The sequence below is a fragment of the Vibrio hippocampi genome (genome assembly GCF_921292975.1).
Taxonomy (GTDB): domain Bacteria; phylum Pseudomonadota; class Gammaproteobacteria; order Enterobacterales; family Vibrionaceae; genus Vibrio; species Vibrio hippocampi.
The window spans coordinates 257,435-281,145 of sequence record NZ_CAKLCM010000002.1 but is presented as its reverse complement, the minus strand read 5'-3'; the positions used below and the strand labels follow the sequence as shown (position 1 = coordinate 281,145).

Genomic DNA, 23,711 nt, shown 5'->3' with positions numbered 1-23,711 from the left:
GTTATAACGAGAAAAAGGCTCCATCGGAGCCTTTTGAAAAACGAGGGGTTCTCTATGCTGTTGCTCTGGCAGCGTTAAAATCTTTAATCTGTTTTCGATAAACATCTAAGCGAGTTGGTGTCATTAAGTTTCGCTTGTCATCAAGAACATTTCCACCTAAATCATCAGCAATTTGCTGCGCCGTCTTTAGCATCAATTTAAAGTTCTGATCGGCTTCACCAAAGCAAGGTAAAGTCATAAAGAAAGAGATGCCCTTAGTGCTGAACGTCGCAGGATCATCGTGCTTAAGCGTACCCGGTTGCATCATATTAGCAACACTAAATAATACCTTGCCCGTGCCTGACAGATCCGCATGACGGTGGAATATATCCATTTCACCGTACAGTAAGCCATTTTGGCTCATGCTATCGAACAATTGAGTACCAATAAACGGCTGATCGCCAGCACAGTGAACATTCATCACGATGACTTGTAATTCGTCTTGCTGTTCATCTTGAACGGACTCTTGAACCGCATTTTGAGTGACATCTGATTGAGGTTGAGACTCTTCGTCATCGTCCAAGCTATCAAGATCCAGTTGTGGCTCAATCTTCTTGCTTGTTGGCACAGCATTTTCGGTTACTGGCGTCTTCTTGGTGATAAACGCAGGCGGCTCTTGAATCGGCGCTGTCGATACAGGCTCTGGTGCCACCACCTCAGGAGTTGGTTCTATCTTCACCTCATCCTGCGCTTGGGCAAACTGCGGTTCGATAGTGGCTTCTGGCTCGATCTCTTGTTCAACTGGAGTATAGTCATCAAGAGGATCGTAATCCGACTTTTCTGGGGCAAGTCCAAAATCAGGCTCAGTGCGTGTTTTCTTGATGATTTCAAAATCATCTTCCGGTGCCACATAAGCGGGTTCATCTGCCGAATCCAGTTTACCTAGCGGCTTGTTCCCAAATTTCTTCTGGCCTTCCTTTTTGCTCGACCACAAACCATGAAAAAGTAGTGCGGCGATGGCCAAGGCACCAACAATTATCAGTACGAATCGCAATTCCTGCATTGTTTGATCTCATATTATAAAAATAATTCGTTGCTAAGCCTCTCCAAGGCTTAACTTGCCCTACTGTACCAAAAGACTATGTAGGAAATGAACATCTTACTACAAGAACTTTGTGATTTCCTTAAGGCTTTTTTGATATAGTCGTGGCAACTCATAACACCAACGTAGCACAAGGAGCCACATTTTGAACAAAGCTGCCACTGGATTTGGTTATTTCCACCAAGGTTTTCAATTGGCCTTTACTAAGGGCATTCGTCGCTACGTCGTTTTGCCTCTGCTCGCGAACATCATTTTAGTCGGTGGCGCGATGTACTACCTATTCGCTAATCTTAACGCTTGGATTGATGGTTGGTTAGGTAACCTTCCGGAATTTCTGGCTTGGCTGAGTTACATACTTTGGCCACTGTTAGCTCTGACTATTCTTGCCACCTTTTCCTACTTCTTTAGTACCTTAGCAAACTTTATCGCCGCGCCTTTTAACGGTTTACTTGCCGAAAAAGTAGAAGAAAAGCTAACCGGTCAAGTGGTGTCTGAAGAGGGTATGCTTGGTGTTGTCAAAGACGTGCCACGTATTATGGCTCGTGAATGGCGTAAACTGCTTTATACCTTGCCTAAAGCCATTGGACTGTTTTTGCTGTTGCTTATCCCTGCTCTGGGACAAACAGTGGGTCCTATTTTGTGGTTTGTGTTTACCGCCTGGATGTTGGCAATTCAATATTGTGACTACCCATTTGATAACCACAAAGTCCCCTTCAACGACATGCGCATGTCGATGAAGCAAAAACAAGGTAAAGCGTATAGTTTTGGCGCGCTGGTTTCACTGTTTACTTCGATTCCAATTCTCAACCTATGTATCGTTCCTGTCTCAGTGTGCGGCGCGACAGCGATGTGGGTGCAAGAATTTAGAGATGAATATAAGTAACCGATATACCCAAGTTACCAATACAAGAAGATGTCGATAAAAAACGAGGTGGCTTAGCCACCTCGTTTTGTTTCACCTTAATCCAAATCTTAAACTAGGGTTTCAGCAACTGACGAGTAAAGTGGGTTTGCCCACACTTAATACAGGGCGTGATTTCTGTGGGATGAGTGTATTCCATCTTGTGACCACAGGTTTCGCAAACCAAGACGCCGAGACCTATCATTTCCCCCGCTTGATATAAGCCTTGCCGTTCAAGATCTTGAAACACCTCCATCCACTCAATCTTGGTGCGATCGGTAATGTCCAATAGTCCTTGCCAGATGGAATTCGCAATCATGGTATAAAAGGGACCGCTCTTACTCTGTTCATAGTTGTCAGAGAACTCGCGAAGATCGGATTTGATGTAAGCTGAAATCAGCGCCATCTCATCCTTAGTCATGTCGTTGGCTGCTTCAACCACTTCTCCCGACTTTTCCAATACATGCTGAAGTTCTTCAGGGCTATGCTTAAGATTCTCAACAACATCTCCAAACATTTCTTCATAGCTAGCTTTACGTTTTGGCATACTTCATCTCCCCTTGCCTATCCGAGCAGCGGCAATCACAGCATCTTGGTGAATAATTTAAGGTGAAACCACCATGGTTCGCCTTAACCTGACCGATGACGCAGTAACTTGCACTACAAAGGATACATTGACTATTGTTGTACCTCGTTCCTTTAGGTATTCTATGACGATCTATTTAAGTCTGTTCTAACCGAACTCACAAATTCCAAGATAACCGGACATCATCGATGCAAGAACAATACAACCCGCAAGATATTGAACAGAAAGTTCAACAGCACTGGGACAACAACAAGACCTTTGTTGTAAGTGAAGACCCAAATAAAGAAAAATTCTACTGTCTATCTATGTTCCCTTACCCAAGTGGCCGACTCCATATGGGTCACGTGCGTAACTATACTATCGGTGATGTGGTCTCTCGCTTCCAACGCCTGCAAGGTAAAAACGTAATGCAACCAATCGGTTGGGATGCGTTTGGTCTACCAGCAGAAAACGCAGCAGTAAAAAACAACACCGCACCTGCGCCTTGGACTTACGAAAATATCGAATACATGAAAAACCAGTTAAAGCTTCTTGGCTTTGGTTACGACTGGAATCGTGAATTTGCGACTTGTACGCCTGAGTACTATCGCTGGGAGCAAGAGTTCTTCACCAAGCTTTATCAAAAAGGGTTGGTTTATAAGAAGACCTCTTCGGTTAACTGGTGTCCAAACGACCAAACCGTACTTGCTAACGAACAGGTTGAAGATGGCTGCTGCTGGCGTTGTGACACACCGGTTGAGCAGAAAGAAATCCCTCAGTGGTTTATCAAAATCACTGAATACGCTCAAGAGCTTCTTGACGATCTCGACAACCTTGATGGTTGGCCTGAAATGGTGAAAACCATGCAGCGCAACTGGATTGGTCGCTCTGAAGGTGTTGAACTCAAGTTTGAAGTGAAAGGTCAACAAGACCTAGAAGTTTACACCACGCGTCCAGACACACTAATGGGTGTGACTTACGTTGGTATCGCCGCAGGTCACCCTCTTGCCGCCGTTGCCGCAGAGAACAACCCAGAGCTTGCAGCATTCATTGAAGAGTGCAAAAACAACAAAGTAGCGGAAGCTGAACTTGCGACAATGGAGAAGAAAGGTATGGCGACGGGCCTTACTGCTATTCACCCATTGAACGGTCGCGAAGTCCCGGTTTACGTCGCTAACTTCGTATTGATGGACTACGGTACAGGCGCTGTAATGGCGGTTCCTGCGCACGACCAACGTGACTACGAGTTTGCAACTAAGTACGGTCTAGATATTGTGCCAGTCATCAAACCTGTTGATGGCGGCGAGTTAGACGTCTCTGAAGCCGCTTACACTGAGAAAGGTGTTCTGTTCGACTCAGGCGAATTCGACGGTCTAGAGTTCCAAGCCGCGTTCGACGCGATTGCAGCGAAGCTAGAAGCCGAAGGCAAAGGCACTAAGACCGTTAACTTCCGTCTACGTGACTGGGGTGTCTCTCGTCAACGTTACTGGGGCGCACCCATCCCAATGGTCACGACTGAAGATGGTGAAGTTCACCCAGTTCCAGCGGACCAACTGCCTGTGATTCTTCCAGAAGACGTGGTCATGGACGGCGTAACCAGCCCAATCAAAGCGGACAAAGAGTGGGCTAAGACTACATTCAACGGCGAACCGGCACTACGCGAAACAGACACGTTCGATACCTTTATGGAATCTTCTTGGTACTACGCGCGTTACTGTTCACCACAAGCTGACGACATCCTAGATCCAGAAAAAGCCAACTACTGGCTACCTGTCGACCAGTACGTTGGTGGTATCGAGCACGCTTGTATGCACCTATTGTACTCTCGCTTCTTCCACAAGCTTCTACGTGACGCGGGTTATGTAACGTCTGACGAACCGTTCAAACAGTTACTATGTCAAGGCATGGTACTGGCTGATGCATTCTACTTCGAGAACGAGAAAGGCGGTAAAGAGTGGGTTGCGCCAACTGACGTGAATGTTGAGCGTGACGGCAAAGGCCGCATCACGTCAGCGAAAGATGACCAAGGTCGTAACGTTGAACACTCAGGCATGATCAAGATGTCTAAGTCTAAGAACAACGGTATCGACCCACAAGAGATGGTCGACAAGTACGGCGCTGACACAGTACGTCTGTTTATGATGTTCGCGTCTCCAGCAGACATGACACTTGAATGGCAAGAGTCTGGCGTAGAAGGTGCGAACCGCTTCCTGAAACGTGTTTGGAAACTCGTTAACGAGCATACCTCTAAAGGCGCAGCAGAAGCCGTTGATGCGGCAGCACTATCAGGTGATCAAAAAGCACTTCGTCGTGACGTTCACAAGACCATCGCCAAAGTGACTGATGATATCGCTCGTCGTCAAACGTTCAACACAGCAATCGCAGCCATCATGGAATTGATGAACAAGCTAGCGAAAGCCCCTCAAGAATCCGCACAAGATCGTGCCATCCTTGATGAAGCACTTAAAGCCGTGGTTGCCATGCTTTATCCAATCACTCCGCATATCTCATACGAACTATGGGTGGCGCTTGGTGAAGCAGACATCGACAATGCGGTGTGGCCAACATTCGATGAGAAAGCACTGGTTGAAGACGAGAAGACAATCGTAGTTCAAGTCAACGGTAAGCTACGTGCTAAATTGACGGTCGCGGCAGACGCAACGAAAGAACAAGTTGAAGAACTTGGCCTTAACGACGAGAACGTGACCAAGTTCACTGACGGAAAAACTGTCCGTAAAGTGATCTATGTACCGGGTAAACTTCTCAATATTGTAGCTAATTAATTAGCAACAATTTAAGCTATACCCAAGTTATCGCTCGATGCAAAATCAGGGATAACTTGGGTGTAAAATGTCGCAGCCCTGTCTGCGACATTCATATTTAAAGCCTTTTATAAACATCCATACTGCCAGCTTGGGTAGTTATATAAGTCTTTATGGAAAGAGTGTGCGGTCCTATGCGCCAAATGAAAATGAATTTTGTTAAAACAACGATTATTGCTGTTCTTGCTACCATGCTGACGGCATGTGGCTTCCATCTACGCGGCGAGTACACGGTTCCCGAGGATATCAAACAGATCTCCGTGACCAGTTATGATCAATACAGCACCATCACTCGCCTGGTGAAAGAGCAATTACGCTTGAGCAAAATTGATATTGTGCCGCCAAGTTCAGACGTTCCAAACCTCCATATTCAGGAAGAAAACGTCAGCGACCGCACCTTATCCTTATACCAAAACACCAGTGCTGCAGAAAAAGAAATCACCTACATGGTGAAGTATCAAGTGACACTACCAGAAATTGGTAGCAAACAATTTGAAGCGACCATGACGCGTAGCTACCTTGATAACCCACTGTCTGCGCTAGCAAAAACCGTCGAACGTGATCTTCTGGAAAATGAAATGCGCGCTTTTTCTGCTCAGCAGATGATGCGACAAATGGCACGTTTGAAAACGGAGATCGAAGAATATGAGGCGGAACATCCCAACACAAATGATCCCAACACGAATAACAGTGTTACGAACAGTCGTGTTGATCCGTCATAGTTTGCCGATATCTAGGATCTGTTAGTGAAAATTTTTGCCGATAGAGTGGCACAAACTCTCGAACGTCAGTGGCATCATTGTTATCTGCTGTTTGGCAATGAACCACTGTTTGTCCAAGAAAGCCGCGACCACATCGTGGCAAAGGCCAAGCAACTTGGTTTTGAAGAGCATCATCGATTTTCTATGGACAAGTCGCTCGATTGGAATCAAGTGTTCGATTGTACTCAAGCGCTCAGCCTCTTTTCTTCCAAACAGATTATTGAACTGACGGTGCCAGAGTCTGGCATCACAGCCGCCTCAGCAAAATCACTGCTTGAGCTTGCGCCTTCTCTGCACCAAGATATTGTACTGATCATCACTGGCAGTAAATTGACCCGCGCGCAAGAATCCGCCAAGTGGTTCAAAGCGCTCAACGGCTGTCTTGTTAATTGCGCAACTCCTGATACCAAGCGCTTGCCTCAATGGGTACAACAGCGCTGCCATACCATGCATCTGAAACCCGATCACGAAGCCTTGATGCTGTTATGCCAATGGCACGAAGGGAACCTGTTTGCTCTATCACAAAGTCTTGAAAAACTGACACTGCTGTTCCCTGATGGCGAACTGACCTTGCCAAGGGTACAAGAGTCACTTAGCCGCCATAATCACTTTACTGTATTTCACTGGATTGACGCGCTTCTCGAAGGCAAACCCAAGCGCGCCAGCCGAATTCTGTCACAACTCGAAGTTGAAGGCGTCGAGGCAATTATCTTGCTGCGCTCACTACAAAAAGAGTTGCTCCAGTTGATCAAGATGAAGCAGATGCAGCAGCAAACCTCTCTTAACCAAGTGTTTGATCAATTTAGAGTTTGGCAAAGTAAAAAGCCAATCTACAATGCGGCTTTATCGCGCTTAGATATTCCGCAGCTCAAGCAAGCGATACATCTGCTGACAGCGGTAGAGATTGATGCTAAAACGCAATACGACCAGAGTCCGTGGCCATTTATTCAACAACTGAGTTTCAATCTAGCGACCACTGACAATCCACTGTCTTTTCATCCGTAAAAGCGTGGTATAATTTTAGTTTCGTCAGTAAACCCACACTGACCACCATACACACCGATGACCGAGGATCCCCTTTTGCTACGCGAAGAACTTAAACTTTTTTTAGCCGATAAAGCCGATGACATGAAAGCTTTAGATATTGTCACCATTGATGTTGAAGGTAAATCAAGCGTGACTGACTATATGATCGTCTGTACGGGCACTTCAAAAAGACATGTTATCTCGATAGCTGACCACGTTGCCTCCGAAGTGAAAAAAGCGGGTCTTGAGCCACTTGGGCTTGATGGTGAACAAGAAGGTGAATGGGTTGTCCTAGATATGGGTACAACCATGCTTCACGTGATGCAAGAGCAACACCGCGAGCTATACCAATTAGAAAAACTTTGGAGTTAATCGTTTGAAGCTGCAACTCATTGCGGTAGGCACTAAGATGCCTAAGTGGGTAGAAGAGGGATTTCAAGAATATCGCCGCCGCTTCCCGCATGACATGCCACTTGAATTGGTAGAGATCACTGCCGGTAAACGAGGTAAAAACGCGGATATCGCTCGCATTCTACAAAAAGAAGGCGAAGCGATGCTAGCTGCAGTGCCAAAGGGAAACCGCATTGTCACTCTAGACATTCCTGGCAAAAAATGGGACACACCACAACTGGCAGAACAGCTCGAAAGCTGGAAGCTAGATGGTCGAGATGTTTCGATTCTTATTGGCGGTCCTGAAGGGCTAGCACCTGCCTGCAAAGCAGCGGCCGATCAAAGCTGGTCTTTATCTGCTCTAACACTTCCCCATCCGTTAGTGAGAATTGTTATGGCTGAGAGCTTATACCGCGCTTGGTCAATTACCGCCAATCACCCTTATCATAGAGAGTAAGTCGTTCCCTATGAAACGCAGACGCAGCCAGATACGAGATCATCAGGAAGAAGCTCGGCTATTTAAAAGTCGAGCGGTTATCTCGTTTATTTTTATTATCTTGATGGTCATGTTACTGGTCGCTAACCTGTATCACATCCAAGTGAATCAGTTCCAAGATTACAAAACCCGCTCTAATGACAACCGAATTAAGATCGTCCCTATTGCCCCTAACCGTGGCTTGATATACGACCGAAATGGGGTGTTGTTGGCTGAGAATCGCCCTGTTTTTAACCTCGAAATCACACCTGAAAAAGTAAAAAACATGGACGAAACTATCGCAAGATTGCGGGCGTTTCTTGATATTTCAGATGATAGGTTAGAAGCATTTCAACGGGATCGAAAACGCTCACGTCGTTTTAAATCTATCCCGCTGCTCACACAGTTAACCCAAGAACAAGTCGCGCTGTTCTCCGTCCAGCAGCACAAATTTCCTGGCGTGGAGATCGCCGCCACGCTGAAACGGTATTATCCCTACGGTGAGGTGCTGACTCACGTTATTGGCTATGTGTCGCGTATCAATGACAGAGACATCCAGCGCTTAGTCCGTGAAGAAAAAGACGCCAATTATCAAGCAACCCGAGATATCGGTAAGCTCGGTATCGAGCGTTATTATGAAGATGTGCTTCACGGCATTGCTGGCTACCAAGAAGTCGAAGTGAACAGCCGTGGTCGTGTGATTCGCACCCTTAAGTTTGAGCCACCGATTCCGGGCAAAGACATTGTTCTTAACCTCGATATCAAACTACAGCTAAAAGTACATAAATTACTGGCTGGACGCCGTGGTTCAGCGATTATCTTAGATCCGAGCGACAATGGCGTTTTGGCTATGGTCTCAAGCCCTAGTTACGACCCGAATTCATTTGTTCACGGCATCTCATACAAAGACTACAATGCGTTGACCAGTGATAGAAATAAACCGCTGCTCAACCGTGCGACTTACGGTATTTATCCTCCGGCTTCTACCGTCAAGCCATTCATTGCTGTTGGTGCCCTACAAGAAGGGGTGATCACAACGAAAACAACCCGTAATGACCCGGGCTATTGGCGGATTCCGAATTCGAAAACCCGTCCATTCCGCGACTGGTTAAGATGGGGACACGGGCGTGTTGATATCGTCAAAGCAATCGAAGAGTCCGTGGATACTTTCTACTATCAGATCGCCTACGACATGGGGATTGATCGCTTATCGACTTGGATGATGATGTTTGGATTTGGCGACTATACCGGCATTGACATCCATGAAGAGAGTAAAGCCAACATGCCGACTCGTGAATGGAAAATGGCGCGTCATCGCACGCCTTGGTATCAAGGAGACACCATTCCGGTCGGTATTGGACAAGGTTATTGGACCGCAACACCGATGCAAATTGCGAAAGCTACCTCGGTGTTAGTCAACCACGGTCAAGTGCTGTCTCCTCACCTACTTCGCGCCACCATTAATAACGGCGGCAATTTTGATGAACAAGTTTTAGCGGAAGTCGACTCTCGACCACCGATCACTAATGTGAAACAGCAGTACTGGAACATCGCGCTTGAAGGCATGCGCCGAGTGAACCATGGGGTTCGCGGCACTGCTCGCCGTGCATTCGCTGATATGCCTTATCAGAGCGGAGGTAAATCAGGGACCGCCCAAGTTTACAGCCTTGGCGAAGATGAAGAGTACAACGCGGATGAAATCGAAGAGCATCTAAAAGACCACGCATTGTTTACTGGATTTGCACCATTTAAAGATCCTAAAGTCGTTGTCACTGTGGTGATCGAAAATGCCGGCGGTGGTTCAACCAATGGCGCTCCGGTTGCGAGACAACTGTTTGATCTTGCGTTACAGGAAGAGCTGCAATTAGAGCAGCAAGAGACTCAATCAAAAGCGAGTGTAGAGTAATGAAACTGGATCCTTCTACCGGACAGAATCGTCTTTTATTTGAACGTTTTCATATCGATCTTCCTCTGCTATTGGGTATTTTAACCTTAATGGGTTTTGCACTGATCGTCATGTACAGTGCCAGCGGTCAAAATATGGCAATGATGGACAGACAAGCGATGCGTATGATGCTGTCACTGGCCGTCATGGTGACACTGGCGCAAATCTCCCCAAGAACCTACGAGTCCCTTGCGCCTTTGATGTTCTTTGCTGGTGTTGGACTCTTGCTGGCAGTGCTACTATTTGGTGAGGCCTCTAAGGGAGCACAGCGCTGGTTAAACCTTGGGTTTATCCGCTTTCAGCCCTCGGAGTTACTCAAGCTTGCGGTGCCGTTAATGGTGGCGCGCTATATCGGTAAACGTGCTTTACCAATCTCATTTCAGACCTTGGTGATCTCACTCGTTATGGTAGCCGTGCCGACCATCTTGATCGCCAAACAGCCTGACTTGGGCACCTCTATTCTTATCGCCGCTTCTGGCATCTTTGTGATTTTCTTGGCGGGGATCAGTTGGAAGATCATTTTTGCTGCCGTCGCCGCTCTTGGTGCTTTCGCCCCTATCCTCTGGTTTTTCCTTATGCGCGAATATCAGAAAGTCAGGGTGCGGACACTATTCGATCCTGAGCGTGATCCACTCGGTGCGGGTTACCATATTATTCAAAGTAAAATTGCTATCGGCTCTGGTGGTATTAGCGGTAAGGGATGGTTGCAAGGCACACAGTCACAACTGGAATTTCTACCCGAGCGTCATACCGACTTTATCTTTGCGGTGATCGCTGAAGAGTGGGGCATGATTGGCATTTTGCTGCTATTGACGCTTTACTTATTTATTATTGGGCGTGGCTTATACTTGGCAGGCTCGGCACAAACTGCATTTGGACGTATGATGGCAGGCAGTATTGTCCTGAGTTTCTTCGTCTATGTCTTTGTTAACATTGGTATGGTAAGTGGCATTCTGCCCGTTGTGGGTGTTCCACTTCCCCTCGTGAGCTACGGTGGAACTTCCATGGTCAGTTTGATGGCAGGCTTTGGCATCTTGATGTCGATCCATACTCACAGAAAAGCATTTTCTAAGGCGACCTAATGAAAACCATGACTTTTTCAATCGCTCAACCCCTGATTCGACTGGCAACTTTTGCCGTCGTCGCACTGGTGGTAGGTTGCTCGTCTTCCGATAGCCGTTATGAATTAAGCGACGATGTTGCGCCTAATCAACCTATTTCTGTTGACCATATCGAGGGCGCGGTCCCTAGATATGAACCTTACAGTCTGGGTGGTAATAAAAACTACAAGCTGCGAGGGGGAAGCTACACCATTATCAAAGACCCTGAAGGCTTTACAGAAACCGGCAAAGCGTCATGGTACGGCAAAAAGTTTCATGGTCATCTAACTTCAAACGGTGAAGTTTATGACATGTATTCCATGTCTGCTGCACACAAAACCTTACCTCTGCCAAGCTATGTTAAGGTCACCAACCTTGATAATGATAAAGAAACGGTCGTGCGTGTTAACGACCGTGGTCCTTTCCATGAAGGAAGAATCATCGACCTGAGTTACGCTGCGGCGAAAAAGCTCGATATTATTAAAACAGGGACTGCCAACGTACGCATTGAGGTTATCACTGTCGATAAACCGACTGAGCAGAGGGAGATCGACAAACACGCTCAATATGCAATTCAAGTAGCGGCTTCACCGCATAAAGACCGTTTGGAAACTTTATCGCAACAGATCGGTCAAAACCTGTCAGTTGAGGCTTTTCTCGATTCAAGCAGCCAAAACCATCGCTTGATGTTGGGTCCGTTCTTAGATTTGCACCATGCAAAAGAGATACTAAAGCAGGTTCAGAACATGGGATATCCCTCAGCGTTCGTCAAAAAACAGTAAACGGCATTGACATCGATCACGATTGTTACATAGTGTATACCCCAAGTTTTGTCGAGTTCGGCTCAGCTGTATAACGAGATAACTCAGGCACCAGCACTTAAACACTGTCGGTTGATCGTCGGATGATTAAATTAACCTTGTATTCACAATGAATAAAAATAAGTTTTCTATGAAATTTGTTACTTCTGTTGCCCTTTCTGCAACGTTCCTTGCTGCTTCAACTTCTGCAGCGCCAGTCGTTATACCGGATGCGCCGCAAATCGCCGCGAAAGGTTTTGTGTTAATGGATTACAACTCCGGTAAAGTACTGGCGGAAAAAGAGATGCATACGCAACTTTCTCCTGCCAGCTTGACCAAGATGATGACCAGCTATGTCATTGGTCAAGAGCTAAAGAGTGGTAATATTTCTCCAACCGATGAAGTCACCATCAGTAAAAATGCTTGGGCAAAAAACTTCCCAGACTCTTCCAAGATGTTCATTGAAGTGGGCACTAAAGTGACGGTTGACGAGCTCAACAAAGGCATCATCATTCAATCTGGTAACGACGCTTGTGTCGCCATGGCCGAGCATATCGCTGGCTCTGAAGATGCGTTTGTGGATCTGATGAATGCTTGGACTGAATCTATCGGTATGACCAACACCCACTTTGCCAACGTACACGGACTGGATAACCCAAATCTGTATTCGACCCCTTATGACATGGCACTACTTGGTCAAGCGCTCATCCGTGACGTGCCTGACGAGTATCGTGTTTACGCTGACAAAAAGTTCACTTATAACGGTATTACCCAATACAACCGCAATGGCTTGTTATGGGATAAGAGCATGAACGTTGACGGCATCAAAACCGGTCATACAAGCAATGCAGGCTATAGCTTGGTCAGTTCTGCCACCGAAGGTCAAATGCGTTTAGTCGCAGTTGTGATGGGAACGACGAGTGCCAACGCGCGTAAATCAGAGAGCAAAAAGCTGCTTAGCTATGGTTTCCGTTTCTTCGAGACCGTAACACCACACAAAGCCAACGAAACCTTCGTGGAAGAAAGACTTTGGATGGGTGACAAAGAAACGGTGGCTCTGGGTGTTGACCAAGATACCTACGTGACGCTATCTCGTGGTCAAGCGAGAAACCTGAAGGCAAGTTTTGTACTTGAAAAAGAACTTGAAGCCCCAATCTCTAAGGGCGATGTCGTTGGTAAGCTATACTATCAACTGGATGGCGAAGACGTGGCTGAGTATCCACTGCTGGCTCTTGAAGATGTGCAAGAGGGCAGCATTTTTAGCCGCCTTTGGGATTACGTTGTCAGACTGCTCAAAAGCTTCTTTTAAGCCAGTCGAGACACCCCACTGATAACAAAGCCGCTCTATGCGGCTTTGATGTTTTCTGGTCTTGAGTTCGTGGACTATTACCATTACTATTCGCAGCATTAAAATTAAGCCTATTATTAGCATTAACACTATTAACTGGAGTCTCCATTATGTTAACCATCAACTCTGATGCAAAACTCAAAGATCTATTAGAGTTCCCTTGCTCATTTACATACAAAGTGATGGGCTATGCCAAACCTGAGCTTCCAGAAAAGGTACTTGAAGTGATTCAGCGTCACGCACCTGGGGATTACTCTCCGACGATCAAACCAAGTGCAAAAGGTAACTACCACGCCGTATCTATCAACATCACAGCGACCTCTATCGAGCAGGTAGAAACCCTGTATAAAGAGCTTGGCGAGATCGATATCGTACGCATGGTTCTTTAATATTTTTAAATATTAAACTTTTTTTGAAAGCAGCTTCGGCTGCTTTTCCTTTATTTATCATATTGATATATCGTTTCGTATTATTACCTATCGCTGCAATTGTTAATTATTAGTAGTTCAGCGTAGCAACTAGGTTTATAATACAAATACTTTATTAACACACATTGAGGTGAACTTGGTGGAAAATCGGCTCGTAGTGAGAAAGCTTGGACGAAGAGACTATCTTCCGGTATGGCAAGCAATGCATGATTTCACTGATTCAAGAACCGATGACACAAGTGACGAAGTGTGGTTAGTGGAACACAATCCAGTGTTCACTCAAGGACAGGCAGGTAAAGCGGAACATCTACTTAACACAGGGGATATTCCGGTAGTGCAAAGCGATCGTGGTGGTCAAGTGACCTATCATGGTCCCGGCCAATTGGTCGCCTATTTCCTGATCAACCTACGCCGTAAAAAACTCGGTGTTCGAGAGCTAGTCACTCATATCGAAAACCTCGTGATCCAAACCCTCGATGCGTATAATATTGAGTCAGCAGCAAGACCTGACGCCCCTGGCGTTTATGTCGACAATAAAAAGATCTGCTCACTGGGATTGCGTATCCGTAAAGGATGCTCATTCCATGGACTGGCTCTCAATATCAATATGGACCTCTCTCCTTTTCTAAGAATTAACCCTTGTGGTTATGCCGGTATGGAAATGATCCAAGTGAGTCAACTCGGCGGCCCCGATAGCGTGGCTAACGTTGAAGACCAACTGGTCAAGCAACTGGTACAGATTCTTGATTATGAGCATGTAGAATTTAGCGAAGAAGCTTTAAATTAGCGAACAAGCATAAAATTAGCGAAGAAGCATAAAAGATGAGCAAACCAATTCAAATGGAACAGGGCGTCAAGTATCGCGACGCTGACAAAATGGCGCTTATTCCGGTAAAAAATATGCCGACTGAGCAGAAAGAAGTGCTTAGAAAGCCAGAGTGGATGAGGATTAAGCTGCCATCAGATAGTCAACGTATCCAAGACATCAAATCGGCGATGCGTAAAAACAATCTGCACTCGGTTTGTGAAGAAGCATCTTGCCCTAACTTGGCAGAATGTTTTAACCATGGCACCGCTACCTTTATGATTCTGGGTGCTATCTGTACTCGTCGCTGCCCATTCTGTGACGTTGCCCATGGTCGTCCAAACGCACCTGAAGCCGATGAGCCACAAAAACTGGCGCAGACGATCAAAGATATGAAGCTAAAGTATGTGGTGATTACGTCGGTAGACCGTGACGATCTACGTGATGGCGGCGCTCAGCACTTTGCTGATTGTAACCGTGAGATCCGTACACTCAACCCACATATCAAAATTGAAACGCTCGTACCGGATTTCCGTGGTCGTATGGAAGTGGCGCTTGAAGCAATGAAAGACAACCCACCGGATGTTTTCAACCATAACCTAGAAACCGCACCACGCCTTTATCGTAAGGCGCGTCCTGGCGCAAATTACAAATGGTCGCTGCAACTGCTACAAAAATTCAAGCAGATGCATCCCGATGTACCGACAAAATCAGGTTTGATGATGGGTCTGGGTGAAACCAAAGAAGAGATCATCGAAGTACTGAAAGATCTGCGCGCTCACGGAGTTACCATGCTTACGCTTGGTCAGTACCTAGCTCCAAGCCGCCACCATCTTCCGGTTGAACGCTATGTTCCGCCATCTGAGTTTGATGAGCTTAAAGAGATTGCATTAGAGCTTGGCTTTACCCACGCCGCTTGTGGTCCATTTGTTCGCTCGTCTTATCATGCAGACATGCAGGCTCAAGGTATTGAGATTAAATAATTTTCTCAGGTTTTATTAGAGAGCGGTTATTAGAAATAAGTTATTAACGAAAAGTTATTAGAGAAAAGCTGGCGAATAATGCCAGCTTTTTTTGTTTTTTGAACCCGTAAAGTGAATTGCCAATACGCACACAGCTATACACACTGCGATACAACAAAAGTGCGAATCCAATCGAGTGGCAATAAATCAATCAATAACCGGACCCACAGTCAGAAGTATATTCGCAAAGCGACGAGTTTCTCCGGTCGCAATAACCAGTAACGTATCCGGCGACTTAACCGCGGAGTAGAAGTCAGCCCTTTCCAACAGTTCCACTGGGGTTCCGTCTTCGAGGATATCTAAATACTCTGCATAAATCGTATTATCAAATTCTTGTGGCCAAGCCATCATATTTGCTGACTCGACATTAATCAGCTGTTGAATACCCGATAACACGGTCGTCGCAGGTAACATACCTTTCATAAAGTTGAGATACACGATGTGTGCATTTTCGCCAGAATTGGTAACGAACGAATAGTTAGCATCCGCGATCAAAATCTGAGTTTTATGACCGCACTGAGCAAGCACACCGAGTAGTTCCGGATGAATCACTTGGGATTTAATCATCTCTCATTTCCTAAATTAATTGGGCGCTATATTCATAGCGCCCTATCGTGACATAAATATCGTGACGTAAAAGCTTGTTTATCTACATTCGATATACGCCGCCATTGATGTCTAACGTAGCACCTGAGATAAAGCCGTCATACTCCGAGGCTAAATAGGTAATTGCTCTCGCCACATCGTCAGAATCACCCGCTCGACCTAATGGGATAGATTTGACGGTGTTATCAGCCGACTCTTTCGTTGTGTGTTGGTTGTGGAAACGAGTACCAAGGATAAGCCCCGGCGCCACCGCATTAACACGAATACCAAACTCACCTAACTCAGCCGCCAAAGAACGCGTCCAAGTCAGCACTGCACCTTTAGTCATTGAGTAGCTTAGTGAACCTGAATGTCCACCTGAACGACCTGCTAACGAGGATAGGTTAACAATACTCGCACCCTCGGTATTCTGTTTAAGATAAGGAAGCGCTGATTGCGTCACATTGAGCATCGTGGTCATATTGACATCAATCACTGTCTGCCAGTACTCAGGCTCAATTTCGCCCAACCATTTACGAGCAATAATGCCACCTACGTTGTTGACCAAAATATCAATCCCGCCTAAAAACTCCGCCGCTTCCGCCACGCACTTTTCAGTCTCAGCAGCATCGGTAAGATTAGCGTAACCAAACATGGCTTTTTGACCGCGTTCTTCCGCCATCAAGGCAAGCTTTTCTGGACCTTCTGTACCACTAAAATAGTGGATATAGATATCACAGCCCGCCTCAATAAGGCATTTTGCTGTACTAAAACCAATCCCTTGCTCTGCGCCAGTGATCAGCACTTTTTTACCTGTTAGATTTCCCATGTTGTTATTCTCTTAGTATGTCTGTAGTGAATGAAGTAGTTCTTCAAGTTGTGGATTTTCACGTACAAACTTTTTATAAACTGGTTGTACTCGCTCTTGGAAAGAGGCGATATCCGCTTCAACGATTTCACCACCGTTTTTCACAATTTCCGCTTTGGCTTTATCTACATACGCATCCCAATAGCGATCTTGTACATCAAGCAACTCAACCGAAATCTTGCTTATAGTATCGCGATCTTCTTTTGACAGTTGCTGCCACGTTTCCGCTGATACCGCTAGAATATCTGGGATCATCGTGTGATGGTCTTCGGTATAGTACTTAGCCACTTCGTAGTGACGGTTGGCAAAATAAGTTGGGATATTGTTTTCCGCACCATCAACCACACCCTGCTGTAACGCTGAGTAAACTTCGGTTGAAGAAATAGGCACCGGACTGCCTTCAAGTGCTTTCATGGTATCAATATCGATTGGTGAATTTTGCACACGAATTTTTAGACCTTTAACATCACTGGCTTTTTCAATCTTATGGTTAGAATAGAAACCACGAGAGCCACTTGATAAAAATGCCAGCCCTACAAAGCCATCTTTTTCGGATGAAGCTAGAATACCTTGACCTACAGGACCGCGTAATATGCGTTTTGAGTCCGCTTCATCTTTATACAAGTAAGGCAGTGAAAGCACGTTGTACTGTTCAGAGAAAGAAGCCGTTAGACCTCCCCCAACCTTAGTGAATGCTAATGTGCCGTTTTGCAGCATCTGAAGCGTCGCTTCTTCACCACCTAACGTCGCATTTGGATAAATTTTAACGCGGTGTTTCGTTTGCTCACTCACTTCTTCAGCAAACCAGGTTAGAGATTGGTGTACTGGGTGGTCGAGAGGCATAGCGTGTGCCAGTTTCAATAATTTTGCCGATGCATTAAATGCCACTGACGAAGAGAGTACTGCAACAGATATAGCTAAGATCGATTTTTTCATAGTATATTCCTTTAACCTGTGTAACCCGCTAGTCTTGGTAACCACATGGTTAGACTAGGGAACGCAACAACCACCGTTAGACCTACAATAATAAGCACGTATAACGGAATTAACTTCGGTATCACTTCACCAAGCTTTGTGCCTGATACGCTGCAACCAACGAATAAGGCAGTCCCTACTGGCGGTGTGCAAATACCGATAGATAAGTTAAACACCATCATGATTCCAAAGTGGATAGGATCCATGCCAATGAAAGCAGCGATTGGCAACATAATGGGTGTAAATATTAAGATTGCTGGAGACATATCCATAAAGGTGCCAACAACCAAAAATATGATGTTAATTAAAATAAGTATCGCAATAGGGTTGTCTGAAAAGTTCAGAACAAAGTTAGCAATGAACGCTGGAATATCCGAGTAAGCCATTGCCCAAGACATCGCGCTGGATGTTGAAATCATAAACAATACGATTGCCGTGATAACTACACTATCCAATACCACTTTTGACAAGTCTTTTATCTTAATCTCTCTATATATAAACCCGAGAATCAAGCTATATACAACCGCTATTGCCGATGCCTCAGTTGCAGTAAATACACCACCAACAATACCGCCCATAATAATGACTAACATCATCAGACTCGGTACAGCATCAATAATAGTCTTCATCACAGGTTGGTCTAATGTAATTTTTTCATTAGGCACACCATAGCGACGACCAAATATATAGACACCGAGCATGACACACAGACCCATAATAATGCCTGGGATATAGCCTGCTAAAAACAAATACTGGACTGAACTGGTACTCACTAATGCATAGAGAATCAACACATTCGAGGGTGGAATAAGCAGCCCTGTTGGACAAGAGGCGATATTCACGGCACTCGAAAAGCCTTTAGGATATTTTTTCTCATCTTGTAATGGTCCCATAAGACCACCGACGGCAGCGGCTGATGCCGTTGCTGAACCAGACAGAGAACCAAACATCATGTTGGCAATCACATTCACGTGGCATAATGCGCCCGGCAGTTTTCCGCCTAGTAGCATTGCAAAGTTAATCAACCGTTTCGCAATGCCCCCAGAGTTCATCAAGTTCCCCGCGAATATAAAGAATGGTAACGCAAGTAACCCAAAGTTATCTAAGCCACCTAATAATTTCTGCGAAGTAAGCACCGCCGCTTTATCAATAGGGAAGTTAAGGAATATTGTCAGCAGTGATGAAAATCCAATGGCAAATGCGATAGGAAGACCGATTACCAAAAAGACAAATAACGCCCCAAACAATACTAACACTGGCAACAATTCATACATGAAATCTGGCATATTAGATATGTAGTTTTCAGTAAGCATAATATCCATCAGAGTCATGCTTTATCCCCTTTCATATTAATAATTTCTCTTGCGCTCTGTAATGAGTCATTCACTGAACAAATTGCGATAATAATGCCTGATATAGGTGCCGATAAATACACATATCCCATTGGCAAATTAGAACCAAAGAAAACTAAGCTAGGAGAGACTTGATTAAATTTTAGTGTGGTTTGAACAACATTCATTCCACCATACACAAGTACTATCACTGAAAATATAAAAACGATGACACTAATGATGATGGATAATATATGTTGACGTTTCGGTGAAAGTTTCGTCACTAAAACTTCAATGGCTAGATGGCGCTTTAAAGCATAGACATAAGCACCACCTAAAATTCCCACCCATTGCATCAGGTATCGGCTCAACTCATCGGTGAATGTTGACGGAGAGTTGATGACAAATCTTGTGAATACCTGCCAAACCACAGCAGCAACCATTATCCACATTAGAAAGATCAGTAATTTTTCAAGCACTTTGGTAATGAAAACTACCGTATTATTTAAAACTTCCATAGGAACCCCTAAATTGAACCCATTATGTGATGTTACTCTTTTATGTTACTGGTAACTTTTAAACTCAGTTTATCGGGGGATTGATTTTATACAAACGCTTAATGATGAAAGTGTGTGCCTGATCATAAGAAATCCTTACATCGAGCAAGGAACCAAGCACAGAATGACAACTAAAACCTTGATTTTAAAAGACTTAAATGTATGAAAGTTGTATTCATTCTTTCCTACACCATTGGTTGACGTCGATCACAGCCTAATATACGACCATTATTTTGAGACTTATCTAACATTAGTGAACAAGCATAAATATAGCGGAAGAGTATCATGTTATGTTACTGTAACAGTCATTGCATTATTATTGATAGGTATCGACATGACAGTTTCTAAGCGTAAATCTAGGCCGTCTTTACAAGACATCGCTGATCAGGTCAATGTGACTAAGATGACCGTGAGCCGATATTTGCGCGATCCCAATTTGGTGGCAGAACGAACACGGGAAAAAATCGCCAAAGCGATTGAAGAGCAAGGTTATATTCACAATCGAGCGCCTGCGATGCTATCTAAAGCCTCCAGTAAAGCGATCGGTGTATTGCTGCCTTCACTGTCCAACCAAGTATTTTCAAGCTTTGTTCAAGGCATAGAAACAGTAACCAATAAAAGAGGTTATGAAGTTCTATTGTCACACTACAGTTATTCTGATGAAGTTGAAGAACGCAAAATTGCCACTCTACTTTCCTACCATGTCGATGGCGTCATTCTTACTGGCACAACGCATACCGAACGAACCCTAAAAATGCTGAAAACAGCCGGTATTCCAGTTATCGAAACGATGGAACTTACCGACAACCCCATCGATATCGTGGTCGGTATTGATCATAAAGCCGCGGCTCACTTTGCTGTTAACTCAATGATAAAAAAAGGGAAAAACAAAATTGGCTATTTCGGTGCTCGCTTGGACAATCGTACTAAGTACCGCATGCAAGGCTATGATCGGGCGATAATAGACGCTGGACTACAAAAGTATCACTTTCTCACCTCTAGCCATTCCAGTTTTACCCTAGGGAGAGAGCTTCTAGAGCGTGCTTTAATAGAGTGTCCGGACTTAGATGGTATATTTTGCACCAATGATGATATTGCGATTGGCGTGATTTTAGCTTGCTCTGAAAAAGGGATCCAAATCCCGAATGATATTGCCATCATCGGTTACAACGCGCTTAACATCGGTCAAGCGGTGTCACCGAAATTAACCAGTGTTTATACTCCCCGGTACGAAATTGGTGAAACCTCAGCAGAGCTGCTGCTTGACAAGATCGAAGGTCAATTTATCGATAAAAACTCGTTCGATTTAGGCTTTACTCTTACCCAAGGCGAGAGCAGTTAACCGCAAAAAACGAGTTCAAACCCTATTTGATACACCATATTTTTAGTTACTCATGTCACAGATATGGATAAGTTTTCGACAAATTAAACTGTTACGCGTATCATGTTACCAATAACATCATTATTTAGTGTCATTTCAAATAAGAGTGAGGGATCGAATGGCTGGATTTAGCATTGTTGTTATGGGGGTTTGCTCTTCAGGAAAGTCGACCATTGGCGAACTGCTTGCCAAGCGGCTCAATACCAAGTTTATCGATGGTGATGATCTTCACCCAAAAGAGAATGTACAAAAAATGTCTGCGGGCATTCCTCTAACCGATGAAGATAGAACGCCGTGGTTAAACCGGGTGAATGACGCTATTTATAGCGTCGAAAGTAAAGGCGAAAGTATGGTCTTGGTGTGTTCTGCACTCAAAAAACAGTACCGAGATCTGATTCGTCAAGGTAACCAAAGCGTCATGTTTGTCTTTCTCGACGGAAGCATTGAGTTAGTTAAAGAAAGGATTAGCCAGCGCAATGGGCATTATATGAAGCCCGAAATGGTTGATAGCCAGTTTGCCGCGCTAGAAAAGCCCTACGATGAGTGCGACGTGATTACGGTGAATATTGATCAATCTGTTCCTGACTTGATCAATGAATGTTTACTTAAGCTTGAAACCAGAGGAGTAACTTGTGTTAAACAATAAAGTTCTCGAAGTTACCGAACGGCTGATTGAGCGAAGTAAAGCATCTCGACAAGCGTTTTTGCAGCACTGTGAAGCCCAACGTCAACTGGGAAAGAATCGCACGAACTTATCTTGCGGCAACCTTGCTCACGCGACTGCCGCAAGCTGTGAGCAAGACAAGGCGCAGTTCCTTAACTTTACTTCTGCCAATGTAGCGATTATCACCTCGTATAACGATATGGTCTCTGCCCATCAGCCTTACCAATGTTATCCTGACAAGATTAAGCAATCTCTTGCCCACTCAGGACACACTGCACAGGTTGCAGGTGGCGTGCCTGCAATGTGCGATGGCGTTACTCAGGGGCAAGTCGGCATGGATCTGTCTCTATTCTCAAGGGACTTAATTGCGCAATCCACTGCCCTTTCTCTTAGCCACAATGTGTACGACGCCAGTTTACTACTTGGTGTCTGTGACAAAATCGCGCCTGGGCTGCTAATGGGTGCATTGTCTTATGCACACTTACCCACGGCTTTTGTTCCTTCCGGCTTAATGGCTACTGGGATCAGTAATGATGAAAAAGTAACGGTCAGACAGCAGTTCGCAGCCAAAACAGTAGGCAAACAAGCACTGCTCGATATGGAGTGTCAATCCTACCACTCAAGTGGGACTTGTACCTTTTATGGAACCGCAAACACCAACCAATTGGTCTTTGAAGCAATGGGATTGATGTTACCTGGCTCAGCTTTTGTTCATCCAAATAGCGAACTACGCGAGAAACTGACGACTGAAGCCAGTATTCAAATAGCGTCTCGAACCATAGATTCACCAAAGTACCGTCCACTCTACCAAGTCGTGACTGAGAAAACCCTCATCAATGGCATCGTCGCGTTGTTGTCGTCAGGAGGGAGTACCAATCACACGATTCATATGGTGGCTTTGGCGCGTTCCGCAGGCATTGACTTGAAATGGGATGACATCAACGCCTTATCCGAAGTGGTGCCGTTACTGGTTAACGTCTACCCTAATGGCTCAATGGATATGAATGCATTCCAAAACGCCGGCTCCGTGCCAGCACTATTGCATAGGTTGAATGAACAAAACCTTCTTCATACCGATGTCGTCACCGCATTCGGCAGCTTTGAATCGCAATTAAACTCACCCAAGATTGAAGATGACCAATTGGTCTGGCATCCGACGACTGGCAGTTTAGACCACAATGTTATTGCAGCGTCTGGGCAATGCTATAGAGCGACCGGTGGGCTAAAACTCTTGTCCGGCAACCTTGGTCGAGGCGTTGTCAAAGTATCCGCAGTTGATACTCAATACCACCAAATTGAAGCGCCCGCTCGCGTTTTCACTTCTCAACATGACGTCGAAAAAGCCTATCAAAACGGGGAATTAAACCAAGACTGTGTGGTGGTCGTCTCTCACAATGGTCCTGCCGCCAACGGCATGCCTGAACTGCATAAATTAATGCCAATCTTAGGAAACCTGCAAAAAGCCGGTTATAAGGTCGCCCTCGTAACCGATGGTCGACTGTCTGGCGCATCCGGCAAGGTTCCCTCTGTCATTCACCTCTCCCCTGAAGCCACTCGCGGTGGCGCAATTGGTTTAATTAGAGATGGTGATAAGATTCGTATTGATTGCACCACCGGCTTAATCGAAGCGTTGGTCGATATTGAGCAGCGGGAGTCGCAGTATGTTGATTTAACACCGCAACAAACAACATGGGGACGTCAACTATTCGACTGTGCAAGACAGAATGTTTCGTCAGCGGAAGAAGGGGCTAGCTTTATTGTTTAGTTACACATAGTGGTTTAGTTACACATAATGGTTTAGCAGCACAGAATGGCTTTGCAGCACATCGTTGTTTAGTCGTACATGGGCTGCCTCTTTTATATTGTCTGCTTCTTTTCTGG

At 45.2% G+C, this 23,711-nt stretch carries 23 protein-coding genes; 16 read left to right on the top strand and 7 right to left on the bottom strand.

What is annotated here, in order from left to right; genetic code table 11:
- Positions 1-52 precede the first annotated feature (52 nt).
- Positions 53-1,033, bottom strand: coding sequence for a cell division protein ZipA (zipA, locus tag L9Q39_RS03750; RefSeq protein WP_435532824.1), 981 nt, complete (start codon positions 1,031-1,033; stop codon positions 53-55).
- Between the two features lie 193 nt (positions 1,034-1,226).
- Here zipA and cysZ point away from each other — a divergent pair, with 193 nt between their 5' ends.
- Positions 1,227-1,964, top strand: coding sequence for a sulfate transporter CysZ (gene cysZ / locus L9Q39_RS03745; protein ID WP_237483786.1), 738 nt, complete (start codon positions 1,227-1,229; stop codon positions 1,962-1,964).
- A 94-nt stretch (positions 1,965-2,058) separates the two neighbouring features.
- Here cysZ and L9Q39_RS03740 read toward each other — a convergent pair whose 3' ends face one another.
- Entirely contained in the window at positions 2,059-2,529 is a 471-nt protein-coding gene (locus L9Q39_RS03740; RefSeq protein WP_237483785.1) for a zinc ribbon-containing protein, read from the bottom strand.
- 227 nt (positions 2,530-2,756) lie between these two features.
- Between L9Q39_RS03740 and leuS the strand changes: the two genes are divergently transcribed.
- From leuS to lipA, 12 genes are all read left to right on the top strand, one after another.
- Positions 2,757-5,330: a leucine--tRNA ligase gene (gene leuS / locus L9Q39_RS03735; RefSeq protein ID WP_237483784.1), complete on the top strand. Its 2,574-nt coding sequence runs from the start codon at positions 2,757-2,759 to the stop codon at positions 5,328-5,330.
- Between the two features lie 173 nt (positions 5,331-5,503).
- Positions 5,504-6,091 (top strand): LPS-assembly lipoprotein LptE, encoded by a 588-nt coding sequence (locus L9Q39_RS03730; protein WP_237483783.1) that lies wholly within the window; start codon positions 5,504-5,506, stop codon positions 6,089-6,091.
- Positions 6,092-6,115: 24 nt separating this feature from the next.
- Positions 6,116-7,135: a DNA polymerase III subunit delta gene (gene holA, locus L9Q39_RS03725; RefSeq protein WP_237483782.1), complete on the top strand. Its 1,020-nt coding sequence runs from the start codon at positions 6,116-6,118 to the stop codon at positions 7,133-7,135.
- A gap of 75 nt (positions 7,136-7,210) precedes the next feature.
- Positions 7,211-7,528 carry a ribosome silencing factor gene (gene rsfS / locus L9Q39_RS03720; RefSeq protein WP_237483781.1) on the top strand — a complete coding sequence of 106 codons (318 nt, stop codon included), beginning with the start codon at positions 7,211-7,213 and terminating at the stop codon, positions 7,526-7,528.
- Positions 7,529-7,532: 4 nt separating this feature from the next.
- The gene (rlmH, locus tag L9Q39_RS03715) at positions 7,533-8,003 is read left to right on the top strand and encodes a 23S rRNA (pseudouridine(1915)-N(3))-methyltransferase RlmH (RefSeq protein ID WP_237483780.1); all 471 of its coding nucleotides are present in this window, start codon (positions 7,533-7,535) and stop codon (positions 8,001-8,003) included.
- Positions 8,004-8,013: 10 nt separating this feature from the next.
- Positions 8,014-9,927 (top strand): penicillin-binding protein 2, encoded by a 1,914-nt coding sequence (mrdA, locus tag L9Q39_RS03710; RefSeq protein ID WP_237483779.1) that lies wholly within the window; start codon positions 8,014-8,016, stop codon positions 9,925-9,927.
- Positions 9,927-11,048 carry a rod shape-determining protein RodA gene (gene rodA, locus L9Q39_RS03705; protein ID WP_237483778.1) on the top strand — a complete coding sequence of 374 codons (1,122 nt, stop codon included), beginning with the start codon at positions 9,927-9,929 and terminating at the stop codon, positions 11,046-11,048. Before mrdA ends, rodA begins: the two co-directional genes overlap by 1 nt.
- A gap of 8 nt (positions 11,049-11,056) precedes the next feature.
- Entirely contained in the window at positions 11,057-11,848 is a 792-nt protein-coding gene (locus tag L9Q39_RS03700; RefSeq protein WP_237485495.1) for a septal ring lytic transglycosylase RlpA family protein, read from the top strand.
- Positions 11,849-11,996: 148 nt separating this feature from the next.
- Positions 11,997-13,175 (top strand): serine hydrolase, encoded by a 1,179-nt coding sequence (locus L9Q39_RS03695; protein ID WP_237483777.1) that lies wholly within the window; start codon positions 11,997-11,999, stop codon positions 13,173-13,175.
- Between the two features lie 149 nt (positions 13,176-13,324).
- Positions 13,325-13,603, top strand: coding sequence for a DUF493 family protein YbeD (gene ybeD / locus L9Q39_RS03690; protein ID WP_237483776.1), 279 nt, complete (start codon positions 13,325-13,327; stop codon positions 13,601-13,603).
- 178 nt (positions 13,604-13,781) lie between these two features.
- Positions 13,782-14,429, top strand: coding sequence for a lipoyl(octanoyl) transferase LipB (gene lipB / locus L9Q39_RS03685; RefSeq protein WP_237483775.1), 648 nt, complete (start codon positions 13,782-13,784; stop codon positions 14,427-14,429).
- 35 nt (positions 14,430-14,464) lie between these two features.
- On the top strand, positions 14,465-15,430 hold the full coding sequence (gene lipA / locus L9Q39_RS03680; RefSeq protein WP_237483774.1) for a lipoyl synthase: 966 nt from the start codon (positions 14,465-14,467) through the stop codon (positions 15,428-15,430).
- Positions 15,431-15,616: 186 nt separating this feature from the next.
- On the opposite strand, the gene L9Q39_RS03675 is transcribed toward lipA, so the two are convergent.
- The 5 genes from L9Q39_RS03675 to L9Q39_RS03655 form a co-directional block, all read right to left on the bottom strand.
- The gene (locus L9Q39_RS03675; RefSeq protein WP_237483773.1) at positions 15,617-16,036 is read right to left on the bottom strand and encodes an RbsD/FucU family protein; all 420 of its coding nucleotides are present in this window, start codon (positions 16,034-16,036) and stop codon (positions 15,617-15,619) included.
- Between the two features lie 82 nt (positions 16,037-16,118).
- A complete protein-coding gene (locus tag L9Q39_RS03670; RefSeq protein WP_237483772.1) occupies positions 16,119-16,883 on the bottom strand; it encodes an SDR family NAD(P)-dependent oxidoreductase in 765 nt (254 codons plus the stop codon).
- Between the two features lie 12 nt (positions 16,884-16,895).
- On the bottom strand, positions 16,896-17,858 hold the full coding sequence (locus L9Q39_RS03665; RefSeq protein WP_237483771.1) for a TRAP transporter substrate-binding protein: 963 nt from the start codon (positions 17,856-17,858) through the stop codon (positions 16,896-16,898).
- An 11-nt stretch (positions 17,859-17,869) separates the two neighbouring features.
- Positions 17,870-19,171, bottom strand: coding sequence for a TRAP transporter large permease (locus L9Q39_RS03660; protein ID WP_237485494.1), 1,302 nt, complete (start codon positions 19,169-19,171; stop codon positions 17,870-17,872).
- Positions 19,172-19,224: 53 nt separating this feature from the next.
- Complete coding sequence (locus L9Q39_RS03655) at positions 19,225-19,746, bottom strand: TRAP transporter small permease (protein WP_237483770.1); 522 nt, start codon at positions 19,744-19,746, stop codon at positions 19,225-19,227.
- Between the two features lie 373 nt (positions 19,747-20,119).
- Between L9Q39_RS03655 and L9Q39_RS03650 the strand changes: the two genes are divergently transcribed.
- From L9Q39_RS03650 to edd, 3 genes are all read left to right on the top strand, one after another.
- Positions 20,120-21,127, top strand: coding sequence for a substrate-binding domain-containing protein (locus L9Q39_RS03650; protein ID WP_237483769.1), 1,008 nt, complete (start codon positions 20,120-20,122; stop codon positions 21,125-21,127).
- A 157-nt stretch (positions 21,128-21,284) separates the two neighbouring features.
- A complete protein-coding gene (locus L9Q39_RS03645; protein ID WP_237483768.1) occupies positions 21,285-21,812 on the top strand; it encodes a gluconokinase in 528 nt (175 codons plus the stop codon).
- Positions 21,799-23,595, top strand: coding sequence for a phosphogluconate dehydratase (gene edd / locus L9Q39_RS03640; RefSeq protein ID WP_237483767.1), 1,797 nt, complete (start codon positions 21,799-21,801; stop codon positions 23,593-23,595). Before L9Q39_RS03645 ends, edd begins: the two co-directional genes overlap by 14 nt.
- Positions 23,596-23,711: the final 116 nt, after the last annotated feature.